The organism is Mesorhizobium sp. BR-1-1-10 (assembly GCF_020165595.1).
In the GTDB taxonomy this organism is placed as follows: Bacteria; Pseudomonadota; Alphaproteobacteria; order Rhizobiales; family Rhizobiaceae; genus Mesorhizobium; species Mesorhizobium australicum.
On sequence record NZ_JAIUIL010000010.1, the window covers coordinates 140,503 to 161,984 of the forward strand.

Sequence of the window (21,482 nt, forward strand, 5' to 3'; positions counted from 1 at the left end):
GCGCAATATATTGGCCGCCGTCGAGGGCCGCCGGGCCGAACCATGCATATGCCGTCAGCGCACCATCTCACGGTGGCCGCTGGGCAGGCGGGTGGCGATCAGCTTGTCGATGCGGCGGCCGTCGAGGTCGACGACCTCAAAACGCCAGCCCTGCGCGTCGACACATTCGCCGGTCGCCGGCAGATGGTGCATGTGCGACAGCACATAGCCGGCGACGGTCTCGTAGTCGCGGTTCTCCGGCAGGTCGATGCCGAGCACCTCGGCCATCTCGTCGGCCTGCATGTAGCCGGCGAGAAGCCATGAGCCGTCGTCGCGCTGGACGGCGTTTTCTTCCTCGCCGGCCTCGAGATCCGAGCGGAAGACGCCGGTGATGGCTTCTAGGATGTCGGCGGGGGTGACGATGCCTTCGAAGTGGCCGTATTCGTCATGCACCAGCGCCATCGGCACGTCGCTCTCCTTCAGCTTCTGCAACACATCAAGCGCATCGGCCTGATCGTGCACGATCGGTGCCGCGCGCACATATTTGCGCGGGTCGAGCGCGCGGCCGCCGAGCAGTGCCGCCAGCACGTCGCGTGTCTGGATGACGCCGATCATGGCGTCCACCCCGCCGTCGCCGGCGGGCAGGCGCGAATGCTGGGTGTCCATCAGAAGCTTGCGGATCGTGGCATCGTCGGACTGCAGGTTGATCCAGTCGACATCGGTGCGCGGTGACATGACGGCGCGCACGGCGCGGTCGCCAAGCCGCATGACGCCGGCGATCATGCGCCGCTCGTCGGATTCGATAGTGCCGTGATGCTCGGCCTCGGCGACCAGCATCTTGATCTCCTCGTCGGTGACCTTTTCCTCGCTTTCGCCGCGCTGGCCGAGCAGCCAGAGCACGGCACGGCCCGAAATATCGAGCAGGAAGACCAGAGGGGCCGAGATGGTGGCCAGGATGGTCATTGCCGGCGCCGCCCGTGCCGCGACCCGCTCGGGATCGCGCAACGCGATCTGCTTGGGCACGAGTTCGCCGATAATCAGCGAGGCATAGGTGATGATGGCCACGACGATGCCGACGCCGAGCGGATCGGCTATGTTCTCGCGGATGCCTGCCGTAGCCAGATATTGCGCCAGCCTCTGGCCGAGCGTGGCGCCGGAAAAGGCACCCGAGAGCACGCCGACCAGCGTGATGCCGATCTGCACGGAGGACAGGAATTTGCCGGGATTGGAGCCAAGCGCCAAAGCGCGGCCGGCACCCTTGACGTTGCGGTCGATCATCGCCTTCAGGCGAGCCGGCCGCGATGAGACGATGGCGAGTTCGGACATCGACAGAAGGCCGTTCACGCAGATGAGGACGACCACGGTGGCGATTTCAACGTATAGCATGAGGGCTCAATAGCATTGCCGCACGGCTTTCGAAAATAGTCGGCGGCCATTTTAGAAAGATGACAGCGGATGCGGGTGGATCAGACAGCATCCCAGGGCGGCGCGCCTTCGAGAAGGGGCCGTTCGGCAAGATCGTCATCGCGACGACCTGACCTGCCGTTACGGCAACTGCTTCAGCACGCCGACGACCGCCTTGCCGTCGGTGAAATAAGGGTCGCCGCCGCCATTGCGGCCGCTCCGGGTGGGGCCGATGCCCGCCAGGCCGCTGGTCGAGGCCAACAGGCCGGCGGCATTGAGATCGCCGATCATAAAGTCGCGCTCGGCATCGAGGTCGGGACCGATGTGATGGGTGATGGCGCCCGTGTCATGGCTCAGACCGACGCCGCGATCGAAGCTGGCGGCACCCAGCCAGAGCGGCCTGCCATCGTCGCCAACCATATCCGTTCGCCAAAAACGGACGTGATGGCGCCGGTCGGCACTGTCGCCGACCGGCTTTTCGAAAGCGAGTTCCTGGGCGCGGCCTTCGAACAGCAGACGGCTTATCGGTGCGTCGGGATAGGGGCGGGAAAACAGTACACTTTCGCCGATGTCGATGGCGGTTCTCAAGGTGACGGCGTCGGCGGTGTCCCAGCCGGCGACGGCGAAAGCGTGCACCAGCTCCTTCTCCGTGCCGATCAGGCCGACATTGATGGGGTCGCCGGGAATGCCTTGCGACGTGTGGGTGACCATCTCGAAATGCCGATCGCGAAAGCCGCGATCACGGAATGTCCAGAATTCCGGCGCCGCGACATAGGCGAGCGCCAGATAGCCGCCCAGCACGGCCACTACCCAGATCGCAATGCGTCGCTGGAGGCTTCGTTGGCTCATAAAGGCGGCTCGATCCGAGCGCTATCTGTTGCCTGACGGTTCCCTGGAAATCAATGGCCAGAGATGAGCAGACGGTTTATCGTCAGCCATCATTTTTTCGTGGGGGCGGGAATGAAACGGAAGCCGACGGGCCCGAGAACGATGGCGTTGACCGCGGATCTTGTCGCCCGGGTCGAGCGCGTCGAACTGGATCCCGGGCCTGAGCCTGGAACGGCCGAGCACACCAACGCGGAGTTCGATGAGTTGGTCGCTCGACTGCTTGCCGAATATCGGCCCGAAATGCTGTGGGTCTTCGCCTATGGTTCGTTGATCTGGAATCCCGAATTCGTTCCTGTCGAGCAGCGCCCGGCGACGGCGCCTGGATGGCACCGTTCGTTCTGCCTGAAGCTGACGCGTTGGCGGGGCACGCGCGAATTGCCTGCCCTGATGCTGGCGCTGGACCGCGGCGGCAGCTGCAACGGGATCGTCTACCGGCTTCCCGATGAAGATCATTTCGGGCAGCTCGGCCAGCTGATGCGCCGGGAAATCGATGCCAACCCACCAACCAACGTGCCCTGCTGGATCAAGGTCAAGACCAAGCAGGGTCCGCTGCGCGCTCTGGCTTTCGTCGCCGCGCCGGGTGGCAAGGCCTATGCCGGACGGTTGCCGTTGGAGCAGGTTGCGGACACGCTGGCGCGAGCCGCCGGACACTGGGGGTCGTCGGCGCAGTATCTGTTCCGGACCGTCAGCAAGCTGGAAGAAAGCGGTATTCGGGACAAGAATCTCTGGCGCATCCAGGATCTCGTGGCTCGGCAAATTGTCGCGTCCACCGGTGACGCATGATCTTTTCCTACCGGCAGGCGCGGTAACCGTTCCTGCGGTTCTTGATGTCGAAATGGAAATGGTTGCGGTGGTCGTAATTGTAGCCGGGGCCGAGCACGGTGGTGAAATACTGGCAACCGTCGGCGCGCACATTGTTGAGGAAGCCGCGGGTGCGGAAGGCGAACAGGCCGGGTTTGCGCACGTCGATGTCGTCGCCATTGTTGAGTTCGATGCTCATGACATCGAGCGCGTTGCCCTTGCCGTGCTCCGACAGCACGCCTTCGCCGGCAATGTTGCGGCAGGAGTAGCTTGAGCCCTGGTGGATGGTCCTGACGCCGGAGAAATAGCGCCAGCGGGCGGAGGGAACGAGTTCGTTCTTGGTCCAGGCGGCGAAGGTGGCGGCCATGTCGCAGGTCAGGGTCGCGGCGGGTTTCATCTCGATGCTGCCGATAGCCGTGACCTTGACCGGATAGTCGATGCCGCACTGGCCCTCATGGATCGGTGCCAGATCGGTGTAGGCGACATCGAGGCGCTTCAGCTGCTGGCGGCAATCGGTTTCGCTGGCTGGAATCTGCTCCACCGGCGACATCGGCTCGTCCATGCGCGGATAGGCGGCCTGAGTCATGTAGGGATTGGACGGAACAAGCTTCTGCATGCCCTGATATTGCGGCACGGCCGCGGTCTGCGAGCCGACATCGACGGCAGGCTGCAGCGACAGCACGCTGCCGGTGTTGCAGGCGGAAACCGTGGCCAATGCAAGACCGGCGGCCATAAGCGCCGCAGGTTTCAATTGGTGCGCGGCGGCGAGGAAAACGGCGCGAAATTTGCCGGCCATTGGCGGAATCCTACTTCTGGATATCCGGCATTTTAACGATCAAGGGTAAAGGAAAACTCAGCGTCCGCGTTCATGCCTGCGGCGGAATTGCGGCGGCGATCCTGCGTCAACCGCGTTTACTGGCAGAACGTGCCGCCATGCCGCCGGGGCTCAAGGTCGAGATGGAAGTGCAGCGCGTGGTCGGCGTCGGCGCCTGGGCCGAGCACGGTCTTGAACGGGCCGCAGGCGGCCTTGCGCACGGCGTCGAGGAATTTGCCGTCTTTTTCCGGCGGCGCCGGCCCGACCTCGATCGTCCTGCCATCGGACAGCGTAAAGCTGGCAATGTCGAGCGCGTTGCCGAAAGCATGTTCCGACAGTTTGCGCGTGCCATTGCGCGGCCGGCAGACGAAGGCCGACGCCTGGCCGATCGATTTCAGGTCGGCGCCGAATTCGGCTTTAGCCGCCGGCTGGATGACGTCGGCGGCAAAACGCGCCGCCGCCTCGGCCATCGGGCAGTTGAGCTCGGTGCCCGGAGCAATCGCGATCGATTTGCCAAGCGACTTCAGCACGACGGGGTAGGGGATCGAGCAGCCGATTTCGGGGTTGCTTTCGGCCTTGTGCTCCTCGAATTCGACCCCGAGTGTCTTCAGGCGCTCGCGGCAGGCGACTTCCTCAGCCGGCATCTTGTCGGCGGGAAGATCGGCCGAGCGTGGATCGGGCAGCATCTTCTCCTCGTCACCTGCTTCCGCCGGCTTTGGCGTTGGCTGCGGGGCGACGGCCGGCGGTTGAGGTTCGGGCGTCGTGGTGGCGGGCTTTGGCGTCGGCGTCGGCGCCACGGCAGGCGGCTCCGGCTCGCTTTCGGTTTCGGCTGGTGGTTCCGGTGGTTTCGGGCTTTTCTGATGGGACTCTTCGTCGCTGGGTAGATCGGGGTCCTTGGGCGGGTTGGGCGCCGCGCCGCTCTTTGGATTTTCAGCGTTCTGGTCTTGGGACTTCGGGGTGTCCACTTTCTGAGTGTCCACCGGGCGTGGCTCGGGCACCGGAACATCGGCAGACGGCCGAGCATCCTGCGTTGCCGGCGGTGCCGGATTGGGCGCGAGATGCTGCCTGGTTCGCGCTCTCGACTGCCGCTTGCCGCGCGATTTCAGCGGCTGATCGGCCCGCTGTGTCAGCGGCTGCTCCACGCGCGGGCTCAGCGCCCTATGGTGTTTGTGACGATGTCTGGCGTCGGCCGGCATGACCAGCAGAGCCGTGACGGCCAAGGCCAATGCAATCCTGTACCCTCGAGAAAAGCTCAGCTTTGCCATCATCCACAAAACGGCGCCAGTCGGCCGAAGTTGCCTGGACAGGCGCTTAGACCCGATCACAATCGGTTACCTCCGCGTTACGCGCCGATCGCTTCCAGCCCCTCTTCCAGCCAGTCGGCGAGCAGCGGCATGCCGAGCAGGTATTTTGCCGTGCGCTTGTTGGCGCGCTCGCGTGCCGCGGTTACGGCGTCAGCCCATTCCGAGGCGTCGTAGTCGCCGCGGCCGACCCAGGCCAGCGCGATCAACTCGGCGGCCTCGTCGATGTTGAGGTCGTTGATCAGCTCGCGCAGCTCTTCCTCGGTGAGGTTTTCGGAGCTTTCCTCGGCAAGGCCGTCATGGTGATGGTTGTCATGGGTGTCACCGTCGAACTCGACCTCGTGTTCGGCGCCGTCGGCATAGTCCTCGTTGACGGCCGCGCTCAGCGCCTTGGCCTTGAGAATGAACAGCCGCACGGTATCGGGGCCGATCGTGAGATCCCAGTCCTTTTCGAGCCGTCGCTGCACGGGCCCTCTCCGTCAGTCGTTTGCCGGATGATACCGGATTTGCGGCATCCGTCACCTCATGTTCTCCAGGCGATCTTTTCCGGGATGAAACGCGGACCGCTCGGCGTTAGTGTTGCATTGTCACACCCTCAGGAGGTTTCCATGCATAAAAGAGTGCTGATCCAGGCGGCGAGCGCGCTTCTCGCCCTGCAGTTCCTTGCCGTTCCGGTTTTCGCCGCCGGCAGCGGCGGCGACACCAATACGACCACCCAATGCAAGAAGGGCATGGTCTGGGACAAGAAGAAGAACAAATGCGTCGCACCCCAGGAAGGCAAGCTGGACGACGACAGCATCTATTATGCCGGACATGACCTGGCGATGGCCGGCCGCTATGACGAGGCGATCGCCGTGCTCAGCCTCGCCGCCAACAAGCAGGATCCGCGCATCCTCAACTATCTCGGCTATTCGCACCGCCATTCCGGCCGCGTCACCGTCGGCCTCGGCTATTACGAGGAAGCGCTGCGCATCGATCCCGATTACACGCTGGTGCGCGAATATCTCGGCGAGGCGCATCTGCAGATCGGCGATCTGGCCGGCGCCCAGCAGCAGCTGATGGAAATCGAAAAGCGCACCGGCAAGGGTTCGCGCGAATACGGCATGCTGTCCGAGCAGATCGAGCATTTCATGAGGAGCTGATCGGGCTCTCATGATTTCTCAAAGCGGCTGCGAGCGATCGCGGCCGTTTTCGTTCGGCTCCGTCCCACGGCCGCCCTTGCTATAAAAGAAGGGATGATTTTTACAAAACCGATTTTTGGGCGTGAAAAGCCCGCAAAGATTGCTATATTCAGGGAAATTGCGGTGAAACGGTTCCGTTAGCCCGAGGCTGCCGGACCGTTTTCTTTTTGTACCCCAACGACAAGGCTTCCCCCGAATGCGGGGGCGGCGGCAGGAAAGGTCAGGCACTATGAACAAGGTCCCGATGACAGGCGAGGGGTTCGCGTCATTGAAGGAAGAACTGCGTTGGCGCCAGCAGGAAGAGCGGCCTCGCATCATCGAGGCGATCTCCGAGGCGCGCTCGCATGGCGACCTGTCCGAAAATGCCGAATATCACGCCGCCAAAGAGGCGCAGAGCCTCAATGAAGGCCGCGTCAACGAGCTTGAGGATTATATCGCGCGCGCCGAGGTGATCGACGTGACCAAGCTTAGCGGCGAAAAGGTCAAGTTCGGCGCCACCGTGGTGCTGGTCGACGAGGACACCGAGGAGAAGAAGACCTACCAGATCGTCGGCGACCAGGAAGCCGACGTGAAATCCGGCCGCATCTCGATCTCCTCCCCGATCGCGCGCGCGCTCATCGGCAAGGAAGTCGGTGACGCCATCGAGGTGAATGCGCCGGGCGGCGCCAGGGGTTACGAGATCGTCCAGGTGCAGTTCATCTGAGGGTCTCGGCTGGGCGCGGCTCCGCGCTGACAGGTGCTATTCGCGCGAGATTGGCGCCGCCCCTGCCGGCAGGCAGATGGGCAACGCCACCCTGCAATCGTTCATCGAAAATTCAGTCTTTCCCGGTAGTTGTCCGCCTAAGCTCTAAAAGTCGTTCCGCTTCCGCCATCACTTCCGAGGGCGTCACGCGCCTGCCACCAGGTGCCAGCAACGTCGATGCATACGGCCCGCGCGGTCCGGTCAAACCCGGCTCCGTCGCCAGGAACACGGCGACCGTCGGCAGGCCGAGGGCGCTGGCGAGATGGGTCAGCCCGGTATCGGCGCCGATGACCAGGGTCGAGCGGCCGAGGATGGCGGCAATGTCGGCCAGCGGCGACTTCGGCACCACGACCGTGGCTGGCACGGCCTTGGCGATCGCTTCGGCCACCGCCTTCTCCCGTTCGTTCGACCAGGTTGTGACCGGCGTCATGCCACGCTCGACCAGCAGGCGGGCGGTTCCGATCCAGCCCTCGACCGGCCATTTCTTGTCCTCGCGGCTGGTGCCGTGCAGCAGGAACGCGGTCCTGCCGTCGATGCCGGCGATCATGCCCGTCGGCGCCACGATGCCGGAGTCGAGCGTCAAAAGGTCCGGCCGATAACCGAGCGCCAGCCCGAACAGCCGCCGTGTCCGCTCGATGGCGTGCAGGTCGCGCGCCACCGCATAGGTGATATCATAGAACAGCGTCGCCGAGGCCTCGCGCACGCTCGACCGGTCGAAGCCGGCGATCGGCGCGCGCGCCTGGCGTGCCACCAGGGCCGACTTCAGCAGGCCTTGCGCATCGATGACGAGGTCGTAGCGGCAGGCGCGCAAGGTTCGGCGCAAGGCCGCCGCCTCGCGCCAGGTGTTCGTGTCGAAGAGGTTCTTTCGCCAGCGCCTTATCGCCACCGTGTGGATGGTGCCGATCGCCGGATGCAGCGTGAGGATACCGGCAAACGCCTCCTCCACGCACCAGTCGAAAGCGATATCGGGCCGTGCGCGGCAGGCATCCTGAAGTGCCGGAAAAGTGTGGATGACATCGCCCATCGACGAAGTCTTGACGATCAGCACCTTCATGCCGCGTCCGGTACTTCCAGCAGGCGGTCCGCTGCCGCGGCGACCTGCCCGACTTCCAATGTCCTCAGGCAGTTGAGATGACCGAGCGGACAGATTTTCCGGTGGCAGGGCGAGCAGGACAGGCCGAGCCAGACCAGTTCGCGACGCTCCGCCAGCGGCGGCGTGTTTTCAGGCGAGGTCGAGCCATAGACGGCGACGATGGATGTACCGACGGCGGCCGCGACATGCATCAGCCCGCTGTCGTTGGAGACCGCGAGCCTTGCCGCCGCGATCAGGTCGATGGCGTCCTCCAGCCGCGTCTGGCCGGCGAGGTCGACGACGCCGGGGGCAAGGGCTGCGATCTCCGCCGTCACATCGCGGTCGTTCTTCGAACCAAACAGCGCGACCCCTAGGCCCTTGGCCATGAATTCGCGGGCAAGGCCGGCATAGCTCTCGCTTGGCCAGCGCTTGGCCGGGCCGAACTCGGCCCCAGGCATCAGGGCTACGAATTTCCGCGGCGCCAGGCCGAAACGATCGAGCAGGGCGGCCTGGTTTTTCACGTCCACGGTCAGCCGGGGCGCGCGGAAGTTGCCGCCCTGGGCGAGGCCGAAATAGGCCTGCGCGGTACGCCGTTTCACGGCATCGGGCAGCGGCACGATGTCGGTCAAGAGGCCGTAGCGCATTTCGCGCAGATGGCCGAAACGGCGCGGAATGCGGGCAAAGAACGGGATCAGCGCCGACTTCCAACTGCCCGGCAGGACATAGGCCATGTCGTAGCGGCCGCGCAGCAGACGGCCGAAACGGCGGCGATGGCTGAATTCGAGTGCGCCAGGCTTCAGCGGAAAGTCGATCTGCTGTCGGATTTCGGGCATGCGCTTGACCAGAGGTGCCGCCCAGGCGGGCGCCAGCACATCGATCGCGGCATCGGGATGGAGTTCCTTCAGCGCCGAGAACAGGCACTGCGCCATCACCATATCGCCCACCCAGCGTGGGCCGATCACGAGGATCGTTGGGCTTTCAGCCATTCGACATAGTCTCTGACGCCGGTTTCTACAGTGCGGAATTGCCCGTTATAGCCGGCCGCGCGCAAGCGGGACATATCAGCCTGGGTAAAACTCTGGTAGCTGCCCTTGAGGTGGTCGGGGAAGGGGATGAACTCGATCTCGCCCTTGCCCAGCGTGTCGATGACCGTTTCGGCGATCGCACGGAACGGCTGCGCGCGGCCGGTGCCGCAGTTGAAGATGCCGCTGGCGCCGCGCTTCCACAGCCACAGATTGACGTCGGCGACATCGCCGACATGGATGAAGTCGCGGCTCTGTTCGCCCGGCCCGAAGCCATCGTAAGCGCCGAACAGCTTTGGATTCTCGCCACGCTCGACCTGGTTGAACAGATGGAAGGCGACCGAGGCCATGGCCCCCTTATGCGCCTCGCGCGGGCCATAGACATTGAAGTAGCGCAAGCCGGCGACCTGCGAATGATCGCTGTCGAACACCGTGCGCCTGACATAATCGTCGAAGAGTTTCTTGGAATAGGCATAGACGTTGAGCGGCCGCTCCAGCGCCGGCTCCTCGCGAAATTCGGCGCCGCCGCCATAGACCGAAGCGGAGGAGGCGTAGAGGAAGGGCACGCGCAGCGCCTGGCAGGCATGCAGCAGCCGTTTCGAATAGGCGTAATTCACCTCCATCATGAACTTGCCGTTCCACTCGGTGGTGGTCGAGCAGGCCCCCTGATGGAAGACGGCCTCGACACGGCCAAGCGAGCCGGCCTCCATGCGCGACAGGAAATCATCCCTGTCGAGATAGTCGGCTATCGTCAAATCGGCCAGGTTGGCGATCTTGTGGCCGTCGGTGAGATCGTCGACGACCAGGATGTCGTCATGGCCTTCCGCATTGAGCGCGGCGACGATGTTGGAGCCGATCATGCCGGCGCCGCCCGTGACGATGATCATGAAGGCCTCTGGTTGCGTGCGATTCCGGTCCTTATAAGGGAGGCTGGCCGGGCTGTCGACAAAGCAGGCCGTCGCTCGGGGCTCGCCCGCTCAGGCTTGTCTGTTTTGTCTATTATGGGCAAACGGAGTTTCCAATGAAACACTATCCATCCACTGATCTGAAACAGAATCTCGGCGATGTGCTCGCGGCTGCCAGCCAGCGGCCGGTCGCCATCACTCGCCACAACAGGCCGAGATACGTCCTGATGAGCATCGAGGCCTACGAAGCGCGCTTCGGCAACGATAGCCGTCGCGTCTACGCGGCCGAGGATGCACCGCTGCAACATGTCGAGATGCTGGAGGAGTACGCCGCGGAATTGGACCGTGATTAAACCCGTGGCCGCGGGCGATATCCATATCTATGGCATCGCCAACATGGAGACGGCGAGGCTGAAGCCCGCAAGGCGAGGCCTGTCGCCTTCGTCGCCGCTCTTCCCGGAAAAGCCGGAGGCACGAACCTTTTCATCCTTGCAATCACCTCCACCCAGCAAGGCCGTGATCGCGTCGCAGTTGGCGTTCCGGAAATTGAACGCCGCCGCGCCGGCCTTGACCCAATCCCGCTTTGGGTCATAGTCGACGAGTACAACCACGATGTTCTGGAATCGTCGGCTTATTTCGAACCGGGTGCGCGTATCGGCGCATTCAGTCCGTCATTCCACAAAAAAGTCATGTCGGCTTTCATGGCAACTGTTCGCGCGGGCCAATCCAAAGCCATCCCACGGGCTGACTGAAGGCCTGCAATCGGGCAGGGCAGGATCATGAGGGACAAGAAATGCCGCCGGCCGAACTGCTGATCGCGTTTTTCGCCACCACGGCGATCTTCGCCTACATTCCGGGCCCCGCCATGCTCTACGCCGCCGCGCAGACCATGGCGCGGGGGCGCTGGTCGGGGCTGACGGCCGCACTCGGCATTCATCTGGGCGGCTATGTCCATGTCCTTGCCGCCGCCGCTGGCCTGTCGGTGCTGTTCCACGCCGTGCCGCCGCTCTACATGGCCGTCAAGCTGGGGGGCGCGCTGTACCTGATCTGGTTGGGTATCTCGCTGTTTCGCAAGCGCGTGGAGGGCGACGTGGCGCTGCCGGCGATCGAGCGGAAGTCGGCGCGGCGTGCGTTCTTCGAGAGCATCACCGTCGAGGTGCTCAATCCCAAGACCGCGATCTTCTTCATGGCATTCCTGCCGCAGTTCATCGATGCCTCGGCGGGGTTGCCGGTCTGGCTGCAATTCGTGGTGCTGGGCACCATCGTCAACCTGATGTTCTCGTCGGCCGATGTCGTGTGCGTGTTCCTGGCCGGCCTCGTGATCGGCCGGCTGCGGCGTTCGAGCCGTGCGCAGCGGCTGATGCAGAAGGCCGGCGGCGCGGTGCTGGTCGGGCTGGGCGTCCACGTCGCCTTGCAGAAGGCCTGACCCGTCCGGGTTTGCCTTTCCGCCCCGGCGTTGCGCTGTGCCCAATTGCGGTATATCGGCAGGCATGACCCGGCCGGCCTCGCAAATCTGGTGTTTCGACCTATTTGAGATCGGCGTTTCCCGCGCGTGGCAGATGACATGATCAAGCACAATCCGCCTTCTCCCGAACCCCTGCACCGCGCCATTGCGCGTTTCGGCGACGTCGCCGTGCTGGTGGTCGGCGATATCATCCTCGATCGCTTCGTCAATGGCGTCATCGAGCGGATCTCGCCGGAAGCGCCGATCCCGGTGTTGCATGGGCGTGGCGAAAGCTCGGCGATGGGCGGCGCCGGCAACGTCGTGGCCAACATCGTCTCGCTTGGCGCGCGCGCCATTCCGGTCTCGGTGATCGGCACCGATCCCGCCGGTGACAGTCTGGTGCGGATGCTGGGCGAGCTTGGCGCCGAGACAGTGGGCCTTTCACAGCAGCGCGGCCGCATGACCTCGTCGAAGAGCCGCTTCAGCGCGCTCAACCAGCAGGTGCTGCGTTTCGACGAGGAAGAGATCAAGCCGCTCGGCGAGGCGGAACGGGCGGAGCTGATCCGCCGCTTCCGGAACGCGTTGCAACAGGCCGACATCGTCATCCTGTCCGACTACGGCAAGGGCATATTGCTGGACGGCGTCGCCGCCGAATTGATCGCCATCTGCCGCGAGGCGGGCAAGCCGGTGCTGGTCGACCCGAAGGGCCGCGACTACGCGCGCTACGCCGGTGCGACCGCCGTCACCCCCAACCGCAAGGAGCTTGGCGAGGCCGTCGGCCATGCGGTGTTCGCCGATGACGAGATCGTTGCGGCGGCGCGGGAACTGATTGCGGCGCACGGCTTCGACTTCGTCGTCGCCACGCGCAGCGAGAAAGGCATGAGCGTGGTCGGTCCCGACGAGGCGAGCCACATCGCCACCCAGGCGCGCGAGGTGTTCGATGTCTCGGGCGCCGGCGATACGGTGATCGCGAGCTTCGCGCTGGCGCTTGCCGCCGGTGCCGATCCTGTCGCCGCTGCCTCCATTGCCAACGCCGCCGGCGGCGTCGTGGTCGGAAAACGCGGCACCGCGCGGCTGAGCGTCGAGGAACTCACCGGCGCGCTGTTCCGCTCGCATGGTCCGACCGCCCACAAGGACGCCATCCTGGACGCCGCCTCGGCCGCGCGCATGGTGGCGGGATGGAAGGCGGAGGGCCTGAGTGTCGGCTTCACCAATGGCTGTTTCGATATCCTGCATGCCGGCCATGTCAGCCTGCTGCACGCGGCGCGCAGCCAGTGCGACCGGCTGGTGCTCGGGCTCAACAGCGATGCCTCGGTGCGCCGGCTGAAAGGACCGGGCCGACCGGTCAACGACCAGCATGACCGCGCCTGCGTGCTCGCCGCGCTCGCTTCGGTCGACGCCGTCATTGTCTTCGATGAGGATACGCCGCTGGCTCTGATCGAGGCGCTTCTGCCCGACATACTGGTCAAGGGCGCGGACTACACGATCGACACCGTGGTCGGCGCCGATGTGGTGCAAAAGGCGGGCGGGCGCGTCGTTCTGGTCGATCTCGTCGCCGGCAAGAGCACCACTGGCACCATCGGCAAACTGCGCGCCGGCAGCGCCACCAACTGAGGGAATTCATGTCCGAATTGAACGACTATCTGGTCCGCTCGGCGGCCGCCATCACTGCCACGGTCGAGCGAGATCTGACCGGAGAGATGGACCGTGCGGTGAATGCCGTCGTGGCGGCGCTTTCCCAGGGAAAGGCCCTGCTGGTCTGCGGCAATGGCGGCTCGGCCAGCGACGCCATCCATATCGCCACCGAACTGGTCGGCCGCTTCTTGAAGGAGCGCAAGGCCTACAATGTGATCGCGCTGCCGGCCAATGCCGGGATGCTGACCGCCTGGGGCAATGATTACGGCTTCGACACAGTGTTTTCGCGCCAGGTCGAAGCGCATGGCGCCGCGGGCGGCGTGCTTTTGGCGATCTCGACCAGCGGCAATTCACCGAGCATTCTCGCCGCGGCCGAACAGGCGCGCATGATGGACATGACGGTGGTCAGCCTGACCGGTGATACCGGCGGCAAGCTCAAGCCGCTCACCGACATCCTGCTCAACGTCCCCTCGACCTCGACGCCGATCATCCAGCAGGGGCATCTGTGCCTCTATCACTATCTGTGCGAGGTGGTCGAAGCGCGCCTGTCGAATGGCTGACAGGACCGGGAAGCCGCACCCGCTGACCGAACCGGGCCTGTGGGTGGAGCAGGTCGGCGGGCGGGTTTTTCCCGCGCGCTCGCCGGCGCTGTTCCTGGACCGTGACGGCACCATCAATGTCGACACCGACTATCCCAGCGATCCGGCCGAGATAGAACTGAGACCGCGGATGCTGCCGGCGATCGCCGCCGCCAACCGGATCGGCATTCCGGTGGTCGTGGTCACCAATCAGTCCGGCATCGCGCGCGGCTATTTCGACTGGGGCGTCTTTGCCGCGGTAAACGACCGCGTGCTCCATTTGCTGGACAGGCAGGGCGCGTTCGTCGACATGGTGCTGGCCTGCGCCTATCACGAGGCCGGCGTCGGGCCGCTCGCCATTGCCGACCACCCGATGCGCAAGCCCAATCCGGGCATGCTGATGGAAGCGGGCAGGCGCCTTGATCTTGACCTCCAGCGCTCCCTGATGGTCGGCGACAAGCTGGCCGACATGCAGGCAGCCCAACGCGCAGGGCTGGCACAGGGCTGGCTGGTCGACGGTGAGGCGGCGCTTCAGCCTGGCTTCGCCATCAGGCGCTTGCATGACGACCACGATCTCGGCGGCCTGCTCGCCGCCATCGACGCGCTCGGATCGTAGGGCCTACGCCTGGTCGTTTTGCTGCGAGGCTTCGTAGAGCTTGGCTTCGGTGGCGAAGGAATAAATCATCACCGACATCGAATAGACGAAACCGTGCCGGCCGCACAGAAAGTAGCGCTTGGCCAGGTAGAATTTCAGGAAGTTGCCGAACGGCGACAGCACCAGCCGCATCAGGCCGGGCTTCTTGCCCCTCTCGACCTGCGTCACCGCCTTGAGGCTGGAATAGGTGTTGGCTCGGGCAAGATCCTCCTCGACCGATATTTCACGGCGATGCAGCAAGAGACCCTCTTCGATCGTGTCGGTCTCGCCCGGCACGTGAACGGATTCATGCACCCGCGCCGTTAGATCCATGCTGGCGCCTTCCCTGCGGAAAAGCCTGAGCAGCCTGTTGTGCAGCACCCAGCGATGGGCATAGCCGTAGCCCTTCAGCCAGTCGCGGCGGCGCATGTACCATCCGCTGGCCTTGCCTCCGGCCGCCTCGGTGATGGCCACGATCGACTGCCGCAAGCGATCGTCGACGCGCTCGTCCGGGTCGATCGAAAGGCACCAGGGCTGGTTGGCGTGGTCGAGCGCGAATTGCCGCTGGCGGGAGAAGCCCGGCCAGTCATTGTGCAGCAGCGTTATCGGATAGCCCTTGGCGATATAGCTTTCAACACATTCGACGGTGCCGTCCGTCGAGCCGGAATCGACGATGATGATCTCGGCACAGAAATCGATGCTTTCCAGGCACGGGCCGATCATGTCGGCCTCGTTCACGCAGATGATCAGCGCCGAGACCGGGCTTGCAAAACGGGTCATGGTCCCCTTCCCATGGCGGATTCTTTCCGGAATATACGCTGCTGCTGGCGCCATCTGTTCTCAAGCAATTCCGGGCGGAGAACCGTTACACATTTTTTGCTGGAATTGCTCGGGAACCAATCAAGCGTCGGTTGAGCGGCGAATCCGACAGAGCCGTCCAGCCTTGTACATCAGCGTCTTTCGAATACCAACGCGGCACCGATGTGGCGAATGTCGGGAATTTGGCCATCGCGCAGGCGTTCGCCTGGCTCAGGATCGCTCGAACGACACCAGGCCCTCATCCTTGACGCGGCGGATGGTGAGCGCGGTGCGCACCGTGTCGACGTTCGGCGTCGAGGTCAGTTCCTCGATGACGAAGGTCTGGAAGGCGCCGAGGTCGCTCGCCACGCAATGCAGCAGAAAGTCGGATTCGCCCGACACCATCCAGGCATCGCGCACGACCGGCCAGCCGCGCGTACGCTCGGCGAAGATGCGCAGTTCGGCATCGGCCTGGTGATGCAGCCCGACCAGGCAGAAGGCAACGACATCGAGGCCCAGCGCCGGGGCGTTGAGCAGCGCGCGGTAGCCGCGAATGATGCCGGCTTCTTCCAGCCGCTTGACCCGGCGCAGGCAGGGCGGTGCCGAAATGCCGACGCGGTTCGAGAGCTCGACATTGGTCATGCGCCCGTCCGACTGAAGCTCGCGCAGGATCTTCCAGTCGATGGCGTCAAGATCGGCCTTGAGGGGCATCAGGGTTCTCGATGATCAGTGTGGCGCAAGAATCTTTCGCTATTTTGTAATTAAACGACTTTTGCGTCGAAGCCAGCCCTCGTCGACGCGATTGTGGACAGGTAACGAAAGCGGCCATCGCGCGAATATCCATATGGGTCGAAGCTTTCCGGGGACGACGGTCCGTTCGTCTTGCTGGCGTGGTTGGCAGCCCTTACATTAAGCGCGATATTCTACGTCTTTTTCCAAGGCACACTCGCTGTCCGCCCCCGCAGAGGCTCCAAATGACCACCAAGCACGCGCCCGTTCTCATCATCGGTTCCGGTCCGGCCGGCTATACGGCGGCGGTCTATGCCGCGCGCGCCATGCTGAAGCCGATGCTGGTCGCCGGTCTGCAGCAGGGCGGCCAATTGATGATCACCACGGATGTCGAGAACTACCCCGGCTTCGCCGATCCGATCCAGGGGCCGTGGCTGATGGAGCAGATGCTCAAGCAGGCCGAGCATGTCGGCACCGACATCGTCAACGACATCATCACCGAGGTTGACCTCAACGTGCGGCCGTTCCGCGCCAAGGGCGATTCCGGCACGACCTACACGGCCGATGCGCTGATCATCGCCACCGGCGCGCAAGCCAAGTGGCTGGGCATCCCGACCGAACAGGACTTCATGGGCTTCGGCGTTTCCGCCTGCGCCACCTGCGACGGCTTCTTCTATCGCGGCAAGGATGTCGCGGTAGTCGGCGGCGGCAATTCGGCGGTGGAGGAGGCGCTCTATCTGTCCAACCTCGCCAAGAGCGTCACCGTCATCCACAGGCGCTCGGATTTCCGTGCCGAACGCATCCTGCGCGAACGGTTGCTGAAAAAGGACAATGTCCGCGTCATCTGGGACACGATCGTCGACGAGATCACCGGCCGCCCCGGCAAGGCACCGCTGCCGCCTTCGGTCGAAGGGCTGAAGCTCAGGCATGCCGTGACCGGCGCCGAGAGCCACCTCAAGATCGACGGCGTCTTCGTGGCCATCGGCCATGCGCCCGCGGTCGAGCTGTTCGCCGGCAAGCTGAAGCAGAAGCCGAACGGCTATCTGTGGACAGCGCCGGATTCGACGCGCACTGACGTGCCCGGCGTGTTCGCCGCCGGCGACGTGACCGACGATATCTATCGGCAGGCCGTGACAGCCGCGGGGCTGGGCTGCATGGCCGCGCTCGAAGCGGAAAAGTATCTGGCCGGCATCGAGGTACATCGCGAAGCAGCGGAATAGGGGCCGCCGCGGACTGTAAAAAAACGGCTTGGAAACGCCGTGTAAAAGCCTGATTTTTCATTCAGACGCCAACCGGAACGAGGGGAAAATCATGGCGTTGGACTGGGACAAGCTACGCGTGTTTCACGCTGCGGCGGAAGCGGGGTCGTTCACGCATGCGGCCGAGACGCTGCATCTGTCGCAATCGGCAATCTCGAGGCAGGTGAGCGCGCTCGAACATGATGTCGGCGTGCCGCTGTTCAACCGCCATGCGCGTGGCCTGGTGCTGACCGAACAGGGCGAGATGCTGTTCCGCACGGCGCATGACGTGCTGATGAAGCTCGAGACCATCAAGTCGCGGCTGACGGAGACCAAGGACCGGCCGTCCGGCGTGCTCAGGGTAACGACGACCGTTGGCCTCGGCGCCGGCTGGCTGACCGAGCGGGTGCAGGAGTTCATCGAACTCTATCCCGAAGTCAGCCTGCAGCTGATCCTCGCCAACGAGGAACTGGACCTCACCATGCGTCAGGCCGATTGCGCCATCCGTTTGCGCCAGCCGCAACAGCCGGACCTGATCCAGCGCCGCCTGTTCACCGTGCATTTCCACCTTTACGCAGCCCCCTCCTATGTCGCCAAGCACGGCAAGCCGGGCTCGGTCGCGGAGCTCAGAACCCATCGCATCGTCACCTTCGGCCTGCCCGTGCCGTCGCATCTGTCGGAGTTGAACTGGCTGGAGACGGTCGGCGATTTCGAGAGCGGCCAGCGCGTGCCGTCGCTGCAGATCAACGACATCCTGTCGATCAAGCGCGCCGTGCAGGGCGGCGCCGGCATCGCCATGCTGCCGGACTATGTGATCAGCAAGGATTCCGGTCTGGTGCAATTGCTGCCGGAAACCGAGGTGCCGTCCTTCGACACCTATTTCGCCTACCCCGACGCGATGAAGAACCAAGCCAAGCTGCATGTGTTTCGCGACTTCATCATCGCCAAGGCCAGAAGCTGGTCGTTCTGATCCAAGGTCAGCTCTGCGAGCCTATCCCTTCCAAGGCGTAATCCGCGGCAGCCAGCCCGGTACGTTGCGGCGGTAGGCCTCGTATTCGGCGCCATAGCGGCCGGCGAGCGTCGGCTCCTCGTAGAGCTTGACGAAGGTGACCATGGCAGCCGCCGCGATTGCCGCGTAGGCAGCGATCGACCAGCTCGAGAACAGCAGCGCCTGGCCCAGAATGATCGACAGCACGGCGACATACATGGGATTGCGGACATGGCGGTAGATGCCGCCGATCACCAGCCTTTCGGTCGGTGCGACGGGGGCGGGCGTGCCCAGCCCCTCCAGCGCGAAGCGGGCGAAGGCATGCAGCAGCACCGCGGCCGCGGCAATGACGAGCATGCCGCCGGTGAGCGCAAACAAGGGCAGGGGCGACCATGGCAGGCCCCAGCGATCGCTAAGCAGCCAGGGAACCAGCCCGGCGACAACGCCGGGAGCCGCGATCAGGAAAATGCCGCTGCCGGCGATCGCCGAAAACCTGCGCAATGGTCGATCCTCGCTTGACTGCCTTGGAAATGAACCGCCGCTGCCTCATTCCACATCATCAGTGTTTTTCGGCATTCGGGAGCAAAATCGGTCGGGATCGGCGTTTTCGAGACGACAATGACCCGAAATCGCGCCTCATTTTCACGATTCTGCTGGTCCTATTGGCTTTCGGAATGGGTTGGACCACAGCCTGTGCCTTTTTGCATGTGTGTGTTGCAAAATAGATGCTTGTTTCTTGGGCATGAAGAGCACATATATAGATCATCTCCTGGACGCGTTCTCCTCCCATTAGCGTCCTCGAGTGTTCCCCTCTGGAGGTTAGCCTTAACAGGCACTTCCAATCAAACTCAGCCGGATCTTCATTGATCCGGCTTTTTTGTTGCCTGCATGCCACTGGGATGGCTGAAAAATTCACCAGAATTGCCGCGTAACAGTGTCATGTAACCTCTGGTAACATGACAAGGACACCCTCCATCTGCTAAGTGGATGATAGGACGCGGTGTGGTTCGGACGGGAGATGGGGGCATCACTCGTACGGCCCGGGCTCAGGCGGCTACCGCGTCCGAACTTTTTCCGCCGAAGCGCGGCGACCTCGACATGCGGCGGACCTGCCGTTTTTCCTCCCGAGAAGACGGTCCGCAAACAAAACGACGTCCGGCCCCCCGGGCGTCGTTTTTGGTTTTTGCCCCCTCGATCGTTCGAGGGGGCTTCACATGAATCGAAATCTGGCACCGGGCGAAATCAGGCAGCCTTGCCGTTGGCGTTCATCGCTTCGTCGGCGAGACGGCCAGTCAACTCGGCCATATGGTCGAAAGCGGCGCGGTAGCTGGCAACGCCTGAGGTGGCCGAGCGCAACTCGATAATCAGATCGCCGATCTCGGCCTGCGGCATGGTCGCCTCGACGACATCCCATCCCGGCCAGTCGGGCCGCGCGTCATAGCCGAGGATCTGGCCGCGCCGCTGCGGGATCAGCGCGATGATCTTCGACGTCGCGTCCGACGGCGTGACGATCTCTACCTTCATCACCGGTTCCAGAAGCACTGGCGAGCAGGCGGCCATGCCTTCCTTCATGGCGAGCTTGGCCGCCATCTGGAAGGCCATGTCGGAGGAATCTACCGCATGGTACGAGCCGTCCGACAGGTTGACCGCGACATCGACCACGGGAAAGCCGAGCGGGCCGGATTTCAGGTAGTCACGTATGCCTGTCTCGACCGACTGGATGTAGGTCTTGGGCACGACGCCGCCGGTGATGGTGTCGGTGAACTGGAAGCCGGAGCCGCGCGGCAGCGGCTTGATCTCGATGACCACATCGCCGAACTGGCCGTGGCCGCCCGACTGTTTCTTGTGGCGGCCGCGCTGCTGCACCGGCTTTCGGATCGTCTCGCGATAGGGCACCGCCGGCGCATGGCCTTCCACCGGTATCTGGTTCTTGCCCTCCAGCCGCTCGCGCACGACGCGCAGATGCATCTCGCCATGCCCTGACAGCACTGTCTCGGCCGAATCCTGGTTGTGGCGCAGGCTGAGCGAGGGATCCTCCTCGGCCAGGCGCTGGATGGCGGCCGACATCTTGACCTCGTCCTTGCGCTCCCTGGGGCGCAGCGCGAAGGCGAAGACCGGCTGCGGCGGCTCGACATCGAAGAGCTGTCTGGCTCCGCCCTTGGCCGAGGTGAGGGTCTGGCCGGTCTTGACCGCGTCCAGTTTGCCGAGCGCCACGGTGTCGCCGGTCCTGGCGGCGGTCAGCTTGACCTGATCCTTGCCCAGCATCCTGTAGATTCCGGAAACCTTGGCGGTGTCGCCGCCGGGCAGCCACAGTTCCGAGCCGTCGGCGACCTGGCCGGACAGGATGCGCGACACCGACAGCTTGCCGCCATGCGGCGTGTGGATGGTCTTCATCACCTGGACCACCGTCGCAGTGCCGTCCGGAGCGCCGAGCCGCTTGCGGGTCGCCTCGATGTCGGGCGCATCGTGGCGGATCGTCTTCAAGAGGCGCAGCACGCCATTGCCTTTCTCGGCGGTGCCGATCAGCACCGGCGTCACCGCGCCTTCGCGCAGATCGGCGGCGAGATCGTCGAAGATCGCGTCCTTCGGCGGCTCTATTTCTTCCAGCAGCTGCTCCATCAAATCATCGTCGTGATCGGCCAGCGTCTCCAGCATCGAGAAGCGCGCCTCCAGTTCGCGCGCCTTGTCGTCGCCCGGTATCTCGGCCACCTCGCTCTCGGCATATTCGCGGTAGATGTAGGCGCGCTCCAGCGCCAGATCGATCGATCCGATGACGACGCCGTCCTTGCGCAGCGGGATCTGGCGCAGAAGCAGCGGCGCCGCGCTTGTCGGCTGCAGCATCTTCAGCGTATCGCGCACGCCCGCGATCGCCTTGTCGACCTTGTTGAGAAACAGGATGCGCGGCACGCCGAGATCGTCGAGCTTGCGCATGATGAGCTGCAAGGCGGGGATTTTCTTTTCGTCGGCCTCGGCCACGACCACAGCGATGTCGCAGGCGGCCAGCACCGGTTCGGCCTCGAAGGAGAATTCGATCGATCCGGGGCAGTCGATGAAGGTGAACTGCTCGCCCATGAACTCGGTGGTGGCGATCGACGCCTCGACGCTCATGGCGTGGGCGCGGGCCTCGGGCGAATGATCTGAAACGGTATTGCCTGAGGAAACCGGGTTCTGGCGGGGAATGGCGCCGGTACGGGCCAATATGGCTTCGAGAAGTGTCGTCTTACCGCTTGCGAAGGGACCGACTATGGCAATGCATTTCGGTCCCGTGCGTCGTCCTCCGGCGCGAGTACCCATGACTGACCTCCACTCAGGCGTTTCCTGGGGACCGA

The 21,482-nt window shown here is 64.0% G+C and carries 22 protein-coding genes; 10 read left to right on the forward strand and 12 right to left on the reverse strand.

All coding sequences use genetic code 11. The features are described 5' to 3' along the window. Positions 1 to 54: 54 nt before the first annotated feature. Positions 55 to 1,365 (reverse strand): hemolysin family protein, encoded by a 1,311-nt coding sequence (locus LB555_RS22000; RefSeq protein WP_015316146.1) that lies wholly within the window; start codon positions 1,363 to 1,365, stop codon positions 55 to 57. 159 nt (positions 1,366 to 1,524) lie between these two features. After that, positions 1,525 to 2,232 (reverse strand): LssY C-terminal domain-containing protein, encoded by a 708-nt coding sequence (locus tag LB555_RS22005; RefSeq protein ID WP_140721786.1) that lies wholly within the window; start codon positions 2,230 to 2,232, stop codon positions 1,525 to 1,527. 111 nt (positions 2,233 to 2,343) lie between these two features. Here LB555_RS22005 and LB555_RS22010 point away from each other — a divergent pair, with 111 nt between their 5' ends. Further along, the gene (locus LB555_RS22010; protein ID WP_224683736.1) at positions 2,344 to 3,054 is read left to right on the forward strand and encodes a gamma-glutamylcyclotransferase; all 711 of its coding nucleotides are present in this window, start codon (positions 2,344 to 2,346) and stop codon (positions 3,052 to 3,054) included. A gap of 7 nt (positions 3,055 to 3,061) precedes the next feature. Here the strand turns inward: LB555_RS22010 and LB555_RS22015 are convergent, their stop codons facing one another. From LB555_RS22015 to LB555_RS22025, 3 genes are all read right to left on the reverse strand, one after another. Continuing rightward, positions 3,062 to 3,868 carry an extensin family protein gene (locus LB555_RS22015; RefSeq protein ID WP_140617732.1) on the reverse strand — a complete coding sequence of 269 codons (807 nt, stop codon included), beginning with the start codon at positions 3,866 to 3,868 and terminating at the stop codon, positions 3,062 to 3,064. A 116-nt stretch (positions 3,869 to 3,984) separates the two neighbouring features. Next, positions 3,985 to 5,112 (reverse strand): extensin family protein, encoded by a 1,128-nt coding sequence (locus LB555_RS22020; RefSeq protein WP_263489237.1) that lies wholly within the window; start codon positions 5,110 to 5,112, stop codon positions 3,985 to 3,987. 116 nt (positions 5,113 to 5,228) lie between these two features. After that, positions 5,229 to 5,654, reverse strand: a complete 426-nt coding sequence (locus LB555_RS22025; RefSeq protein WP_023770218.1) for a DUF3775 domain-containing protein — start codon at positions 5,652 to 5,654, stop codon at positions 5,229 to 5,231. Positions 5,655 to 5,795: 141 nt separating this feature from the next. Here LB555_RS22025 and LB555_RS22030 point away from each other — a divergent pair, with 141 nt between their 5' ends. Together LB555_RS22030 and greA are read left to right on the forward strand one after the other, a co-directional pair. Beyond that, complete coding sequence (locus tag LB555_RS22030; protein WP_224683737.1) at positions 5,796 to 6,329, forward strand: tetratricopeptide repeat protein; 534 nt, start codon at positions 5,796 to 5,798, stop codon at positions 6,327 to 6,329. A gap of 268 nt (positions 6,330 to 6,597) precedes the next feature. Next, positions 6,598 to 7,071: a transcription elongation factor GreA gene (greA, locus tag LB555_RS22035; RefSeq protein ID WP_023767588.1), complete on the forward strand. Its 474-nt coding sequence runs from the start codon at positions 6,598 to 6,600 to the stop codon at positions 7,069 to 7,071. Between the two features lie 112 nt (positions 7,072 to 7,183). On the opposite strand, the gene waaC is transcribed toward greA, so the two are convergent. Genes waaC through rfaD form a run of 3 tightly spaced genes read right to left on the reverse strand, consistent with a single transcriptional unit; the run spans position 7,184 to position 10,091 of the window. After that, positions 7,184 to 8,164 carry a lipopolysaccharide heptosyltransferase I gene (gene waaC, locus LB555_RS22040; RefSeq protein ID WP_224683738.1) on the reverse strand — a complete coding sequence of 327 codons (981 nt, stop codon included), beginning with the start codon at positions 8,162 to 8,164 and terminating at the stop codon, positions 7,184 to 7,186. Then, on the reverse strand, positions 8,161 to 9,168 hold the full coding sequence (waaF, locus tag LB555_RS22045; protein ID WP_224683739.1) for a lipopolysaccharide heptosyltransferase II: 1,008 nt from the start codon (positions 9,166 to 9,168) through the stop codon (positions 8,161 to 8,163). Before waaF ends, waaC begins: the two co-directional genes overlap by 4 nt. Then, positions 9,141 to 10,091, reverse strand: a complete 951-nt coding sequence (gene rfaD, locus LB555_RS22050; RefSeq protein ID WP_224683740.1) for an ADP-glyceromanno-heptose 6-epimerase — start codon at positions 10,089 to 10,091, stop codon at positions 9,141 to 9,143. The genes waaF and rfaD overlap by 28 nt, the downstream gene beginning before the upstream one ends. 134 nt (positions 10,092 to 10,225) lie before the next feature. Here rfaD and LB555_RS22055 point away from each other — a divergent pair, with 134 nt between their 5' ends. The 5 genes from LB555_RS22055 to gmhB all read left to right on the forward strand — a co-directional run bounded on the left by LB555_RS22055 (position 10,226) and on the right by gmhB (position 14,382). Beyond that, a complete protein-coding gene (locus LB555_RS22055) occupies positions 10,226 to 10,462 on the forward strand; it encodes a type II toxin-antitoxin system Phd/YefM family antitoxin (protein ID WP_224683741.1) in 237 nt (78 codons plus the stop codon). A gap of 440 nt (positions 10,463 to 10,902) precedes the next feature. Then, the gene (locus tag LB555_RS22060; RefSeq protein ID WP_224683742.1) at positions 10,903 to 11,535 is read left to right on the forward strand and encodes a LysE family translocator; all 633 of its coding nucleotides are present in this window, start codon (positions 10,903 to 10,905) and stop codon (positions 11,533 to 11,535) included. 138 nt (positions 11,536 to 11,673) lie between these two features. Beyond that, entirely contained in the window at positions 11,674 to 13,167 is a 1,494-nt protein-coding gene (rfaE1, locus tag LB555_RS22065) for a D-glycero-beta-D-manno-heptose-7-phosphate kinase (protein ID WP_224683743.1), read from the forward strand. 8 nt (positions 13,168 to 13,175) lie between these two features. Beyond that, a complete protein-coding gene (locus LB555_RS22070) occupies positions 13,176 to 13,748 on the forward strand; it encodes an SIS domain-containing protein (protein ID WP_140617741.1) in 573 nt (190 codons plus the stop codon). Continuing rightward, positions 13,741 to 14,382 carry a D-glycero-beta-D-manno-heptose 1,7-bisphosphate 7-phosphatase gene (gmhB, locus tag LB555_RS22075; RefSeq protein ID WP_224683744.1) on the forward strand — a complete coding sequence of 214 codons (642 nt, stop codon included), beginning with the start codon at positions 13,741 to 13,743 and terminating at the stop codon, positions 14,380 to 14,382. The genes LB555_RS22070 and gmhB overlap by 8 nt, the downstream gene beginning before the upstream one ends. A gap of 3 nt (positions 14,383 to 14,385) precedes the next feature. On the opposite strand, the gene LB555_RS22080 is transcribed toward gmhB, so the two are convergent. Continuing rightward, on the reverse strand, positions 14,386 to 15,180 hold the full coding sequence (locus LB555_RS22080) for a glycosyltransferase family 2 protein (RefSeq protein WP_224683745.1): 795 nt from the start codon (positions 15,178 to 15,180) through the stop codon (positions 14,386 to 14,388). A 249-nt stretch (positions 15,181 to 15,429) separates the two neighbouring features. Continuing rightward, complete coding sequence (locus LB555_RS22085) at positions 15,430 to 15,909, reverse strand: Lrp/AsnC family transcriptional regulator (protein ID WP_015316163.1); 480 nt, start codon at positions 15,907 to 15,909, stop codon at positions 15,430 to 15,432. Between the two features lie 263 nt (positions 15,910 to 16,172). Here LB555_RS22085 and trxB point away from each other — a divergent pair, with 263 nt between their 5' ends. Continuing rightward, positions 16,173 to 17,147 carry a thioredoxin-disulfide reductase gene (gene trxB / locus LB555_RS22090; RefSeq protein WP_224683746.1) on the forward strand — a complete coding sequence of 325 codons (975 nt, stop codon included), beginning with the start codon at positions 16,173 to 16,175 and terminating at the stop codon, positions 17,145 to 17,147. A 91-nt stretch (positions 17,148 to 17,238) separates the two neighbouring features. Continuing rightward, positions 17,239 to 18,135 carry a LysR family transcriptional regulator gene (locus tag LB555_RS22095; RefSeq protein WP_224683747.1) on the forward strand — a complete coding sequence of 299 codons (897 nt, stop codon included), beginning with the start codon at positions 17,239 to 17,241 and terminating at the stop codon, positions 18,133 to 18,135. A 21-nt stretch (positions 18,136 to 18,156) separates the two neighbouring features. On the opposite strand, the gene LB555_RS22100 is transcribed toward LB555_RS22095, so the two are convergent. Next, positions 18,157 to 18,654, reverse strand: a complete 498-nt coding sequence (locus LB555_RS22100) for a methyltransferase family protein (protein ID WP_140823251.1) — start codon at positions 18,652 to 18,654, stop codon at positions 18,157 to 18,159. 741 nt (positions 18,655 to 19,395) lie between these two features. Further along, positions 19,396 to 21,447 (reverse strand): elongation factor G, encoded by a 2,052-nt coding sequence (locus LB555_RS22105; protein WP_224683748.1) that lies wholly within the window; start codon positions 21,445 to 21,447, stop codon positions 19,396 to 19,398. Positions 21,448 to 21,482: the final 35 nt, after the last annotated feature.

Excerpts from the sequence above, each read along its gene's own strand:
- LB555_RS22000 (WP_015316146.1), bottom strand. The coding sequence starts at position 1,365 with ATGCTATACGTTGAAATCGCCACCGTGGTCGTCCTCATCTGCGTGAAC.
- LB555_RS22070 (WP_140617741.1), top strand. The coding sequence starts at position 13,176 with ATGTCCGAATTGAACGACTATCTGGTCCGCTCGGCGGCCGCCATCACT.
- LB555_RS22015 (WP_140617732.1), bottom strand. The coding sequence starts at position 3,868 with ATGGCCGGCAAATTTCGCGCCGTTTTCCTCGCCGCCGCGCACCAATTG.
- waaC (WP_224683738.1), bottom strand. The coding sequence starts at position 8,164 with ATGAAGGTGCTGATCGTCAAGACTTCGTCGATGGGCGATGTCATCCAC.
- gmhB (WP_224683744.1), top strand. The coding sequence starts at position 13,741 with ATGGCTGACAGGACCGGGAAGCCGCACCCGCTGACCGAACCGGGCCTG.
- LB555_RS22010 (WP_224683736.1), top strand. The coding sequence starts at position 2,344 with ATGAAACGGAAGCCGACGGGCCCGAGAACGATGGCGTTGACCGCGGAT.
- LB555_RS22105 (WP_224683748.1), bottom strand. The coding sequence starts at position 21,447 with ATGGGTACTCGCGCCGGAGGACGACGCACGGGACCGAAATGCATTGCC.
- LB555_RS22030 (WP_224683737.1), top strand. The coding sequence starts at position 5,796 with ATGCATAAAAGAGTGCTGATCCAGGCGGCGAGCGCGCTTCTCGCCCTG.
- LB555_RS22085 (WP_015316163.1), bottom strand. The coding sequence starts at position 15,909 with ATGCCCCTCAAGGCCGATCTTGACGCCATCGACTGGAAGATCCTGCGC.
- trxB (WP_224683746.1), top strand. The coding sequence starts at position 16,173 with ATGACCACCAAGCACGCGCCCGTTCTCATCATCGGTTCCGGTCCGGCC.
- LB555_RS22005 (WP_140721786.1), bottom strand. The coding sequence starts at position 2,232 with ATGAGCCAACGAAGCCTCCAGCGACGCATTGCGATCTGGGTAGTGGCC.
- rfaD (WP_224683740.1), bottom strand. The coding sequence starts at position 10,091 with ATGATCATCGTCACGGGCGGCGCCGGCATGATCGGCTCCAACATCGTC.
- LB555_RS22095 (WP_224683747.1), top strand. The coding sequence starts at position 17,239 with ATGGCGTTGGACTGGGACAAGCTACGCGTGTTTCACGCTGCGGCGGAA.
- LB555_RS22055 (WP_224683741.1), top strand. The coding sequence starts at position 10,226 with ATGAAACACTATCCATCCACTGATCTGAAACAGAATCTCGGCGATGTG.
- greA (WP_023767588.1), top strand. The coding sequence starts at position 6,598 with ATGAACAAGGTCCCGATGACAGGCGAGGGGTTCGCGTCATTGAAGGAA.
- waaF (WP_224683739.1), bottom strand. The coding sequence starts at position 9,168 with ATGGCTGAAAGCCCAACGATCCTCGTGATCGGCCCACGCTGGGTGGGC.
- LB555_RS22080 (WP_224683745.1), bottom strand. The coding sequence starts at position 15,180 with ATGACCCGTTTTGCAAGCCCGGTCTCGGCGCTGATCATCTGCGTGAAC.
- LB555_RS22060 (WP_224683742.1), top strand. The coding sequence starts at position 10,903 with ATGCCGCCGGCCGAACTGCTGATCGCGTTTTTCGCCACCACGGCGATC.
- rfaE1 (WP_224683743.1), top strand. The coding sequence starts at position 11,674 with ATGATCAAGCACAATCCGCCTTCTCCCGAACCCCTGCACCGCGCCATT.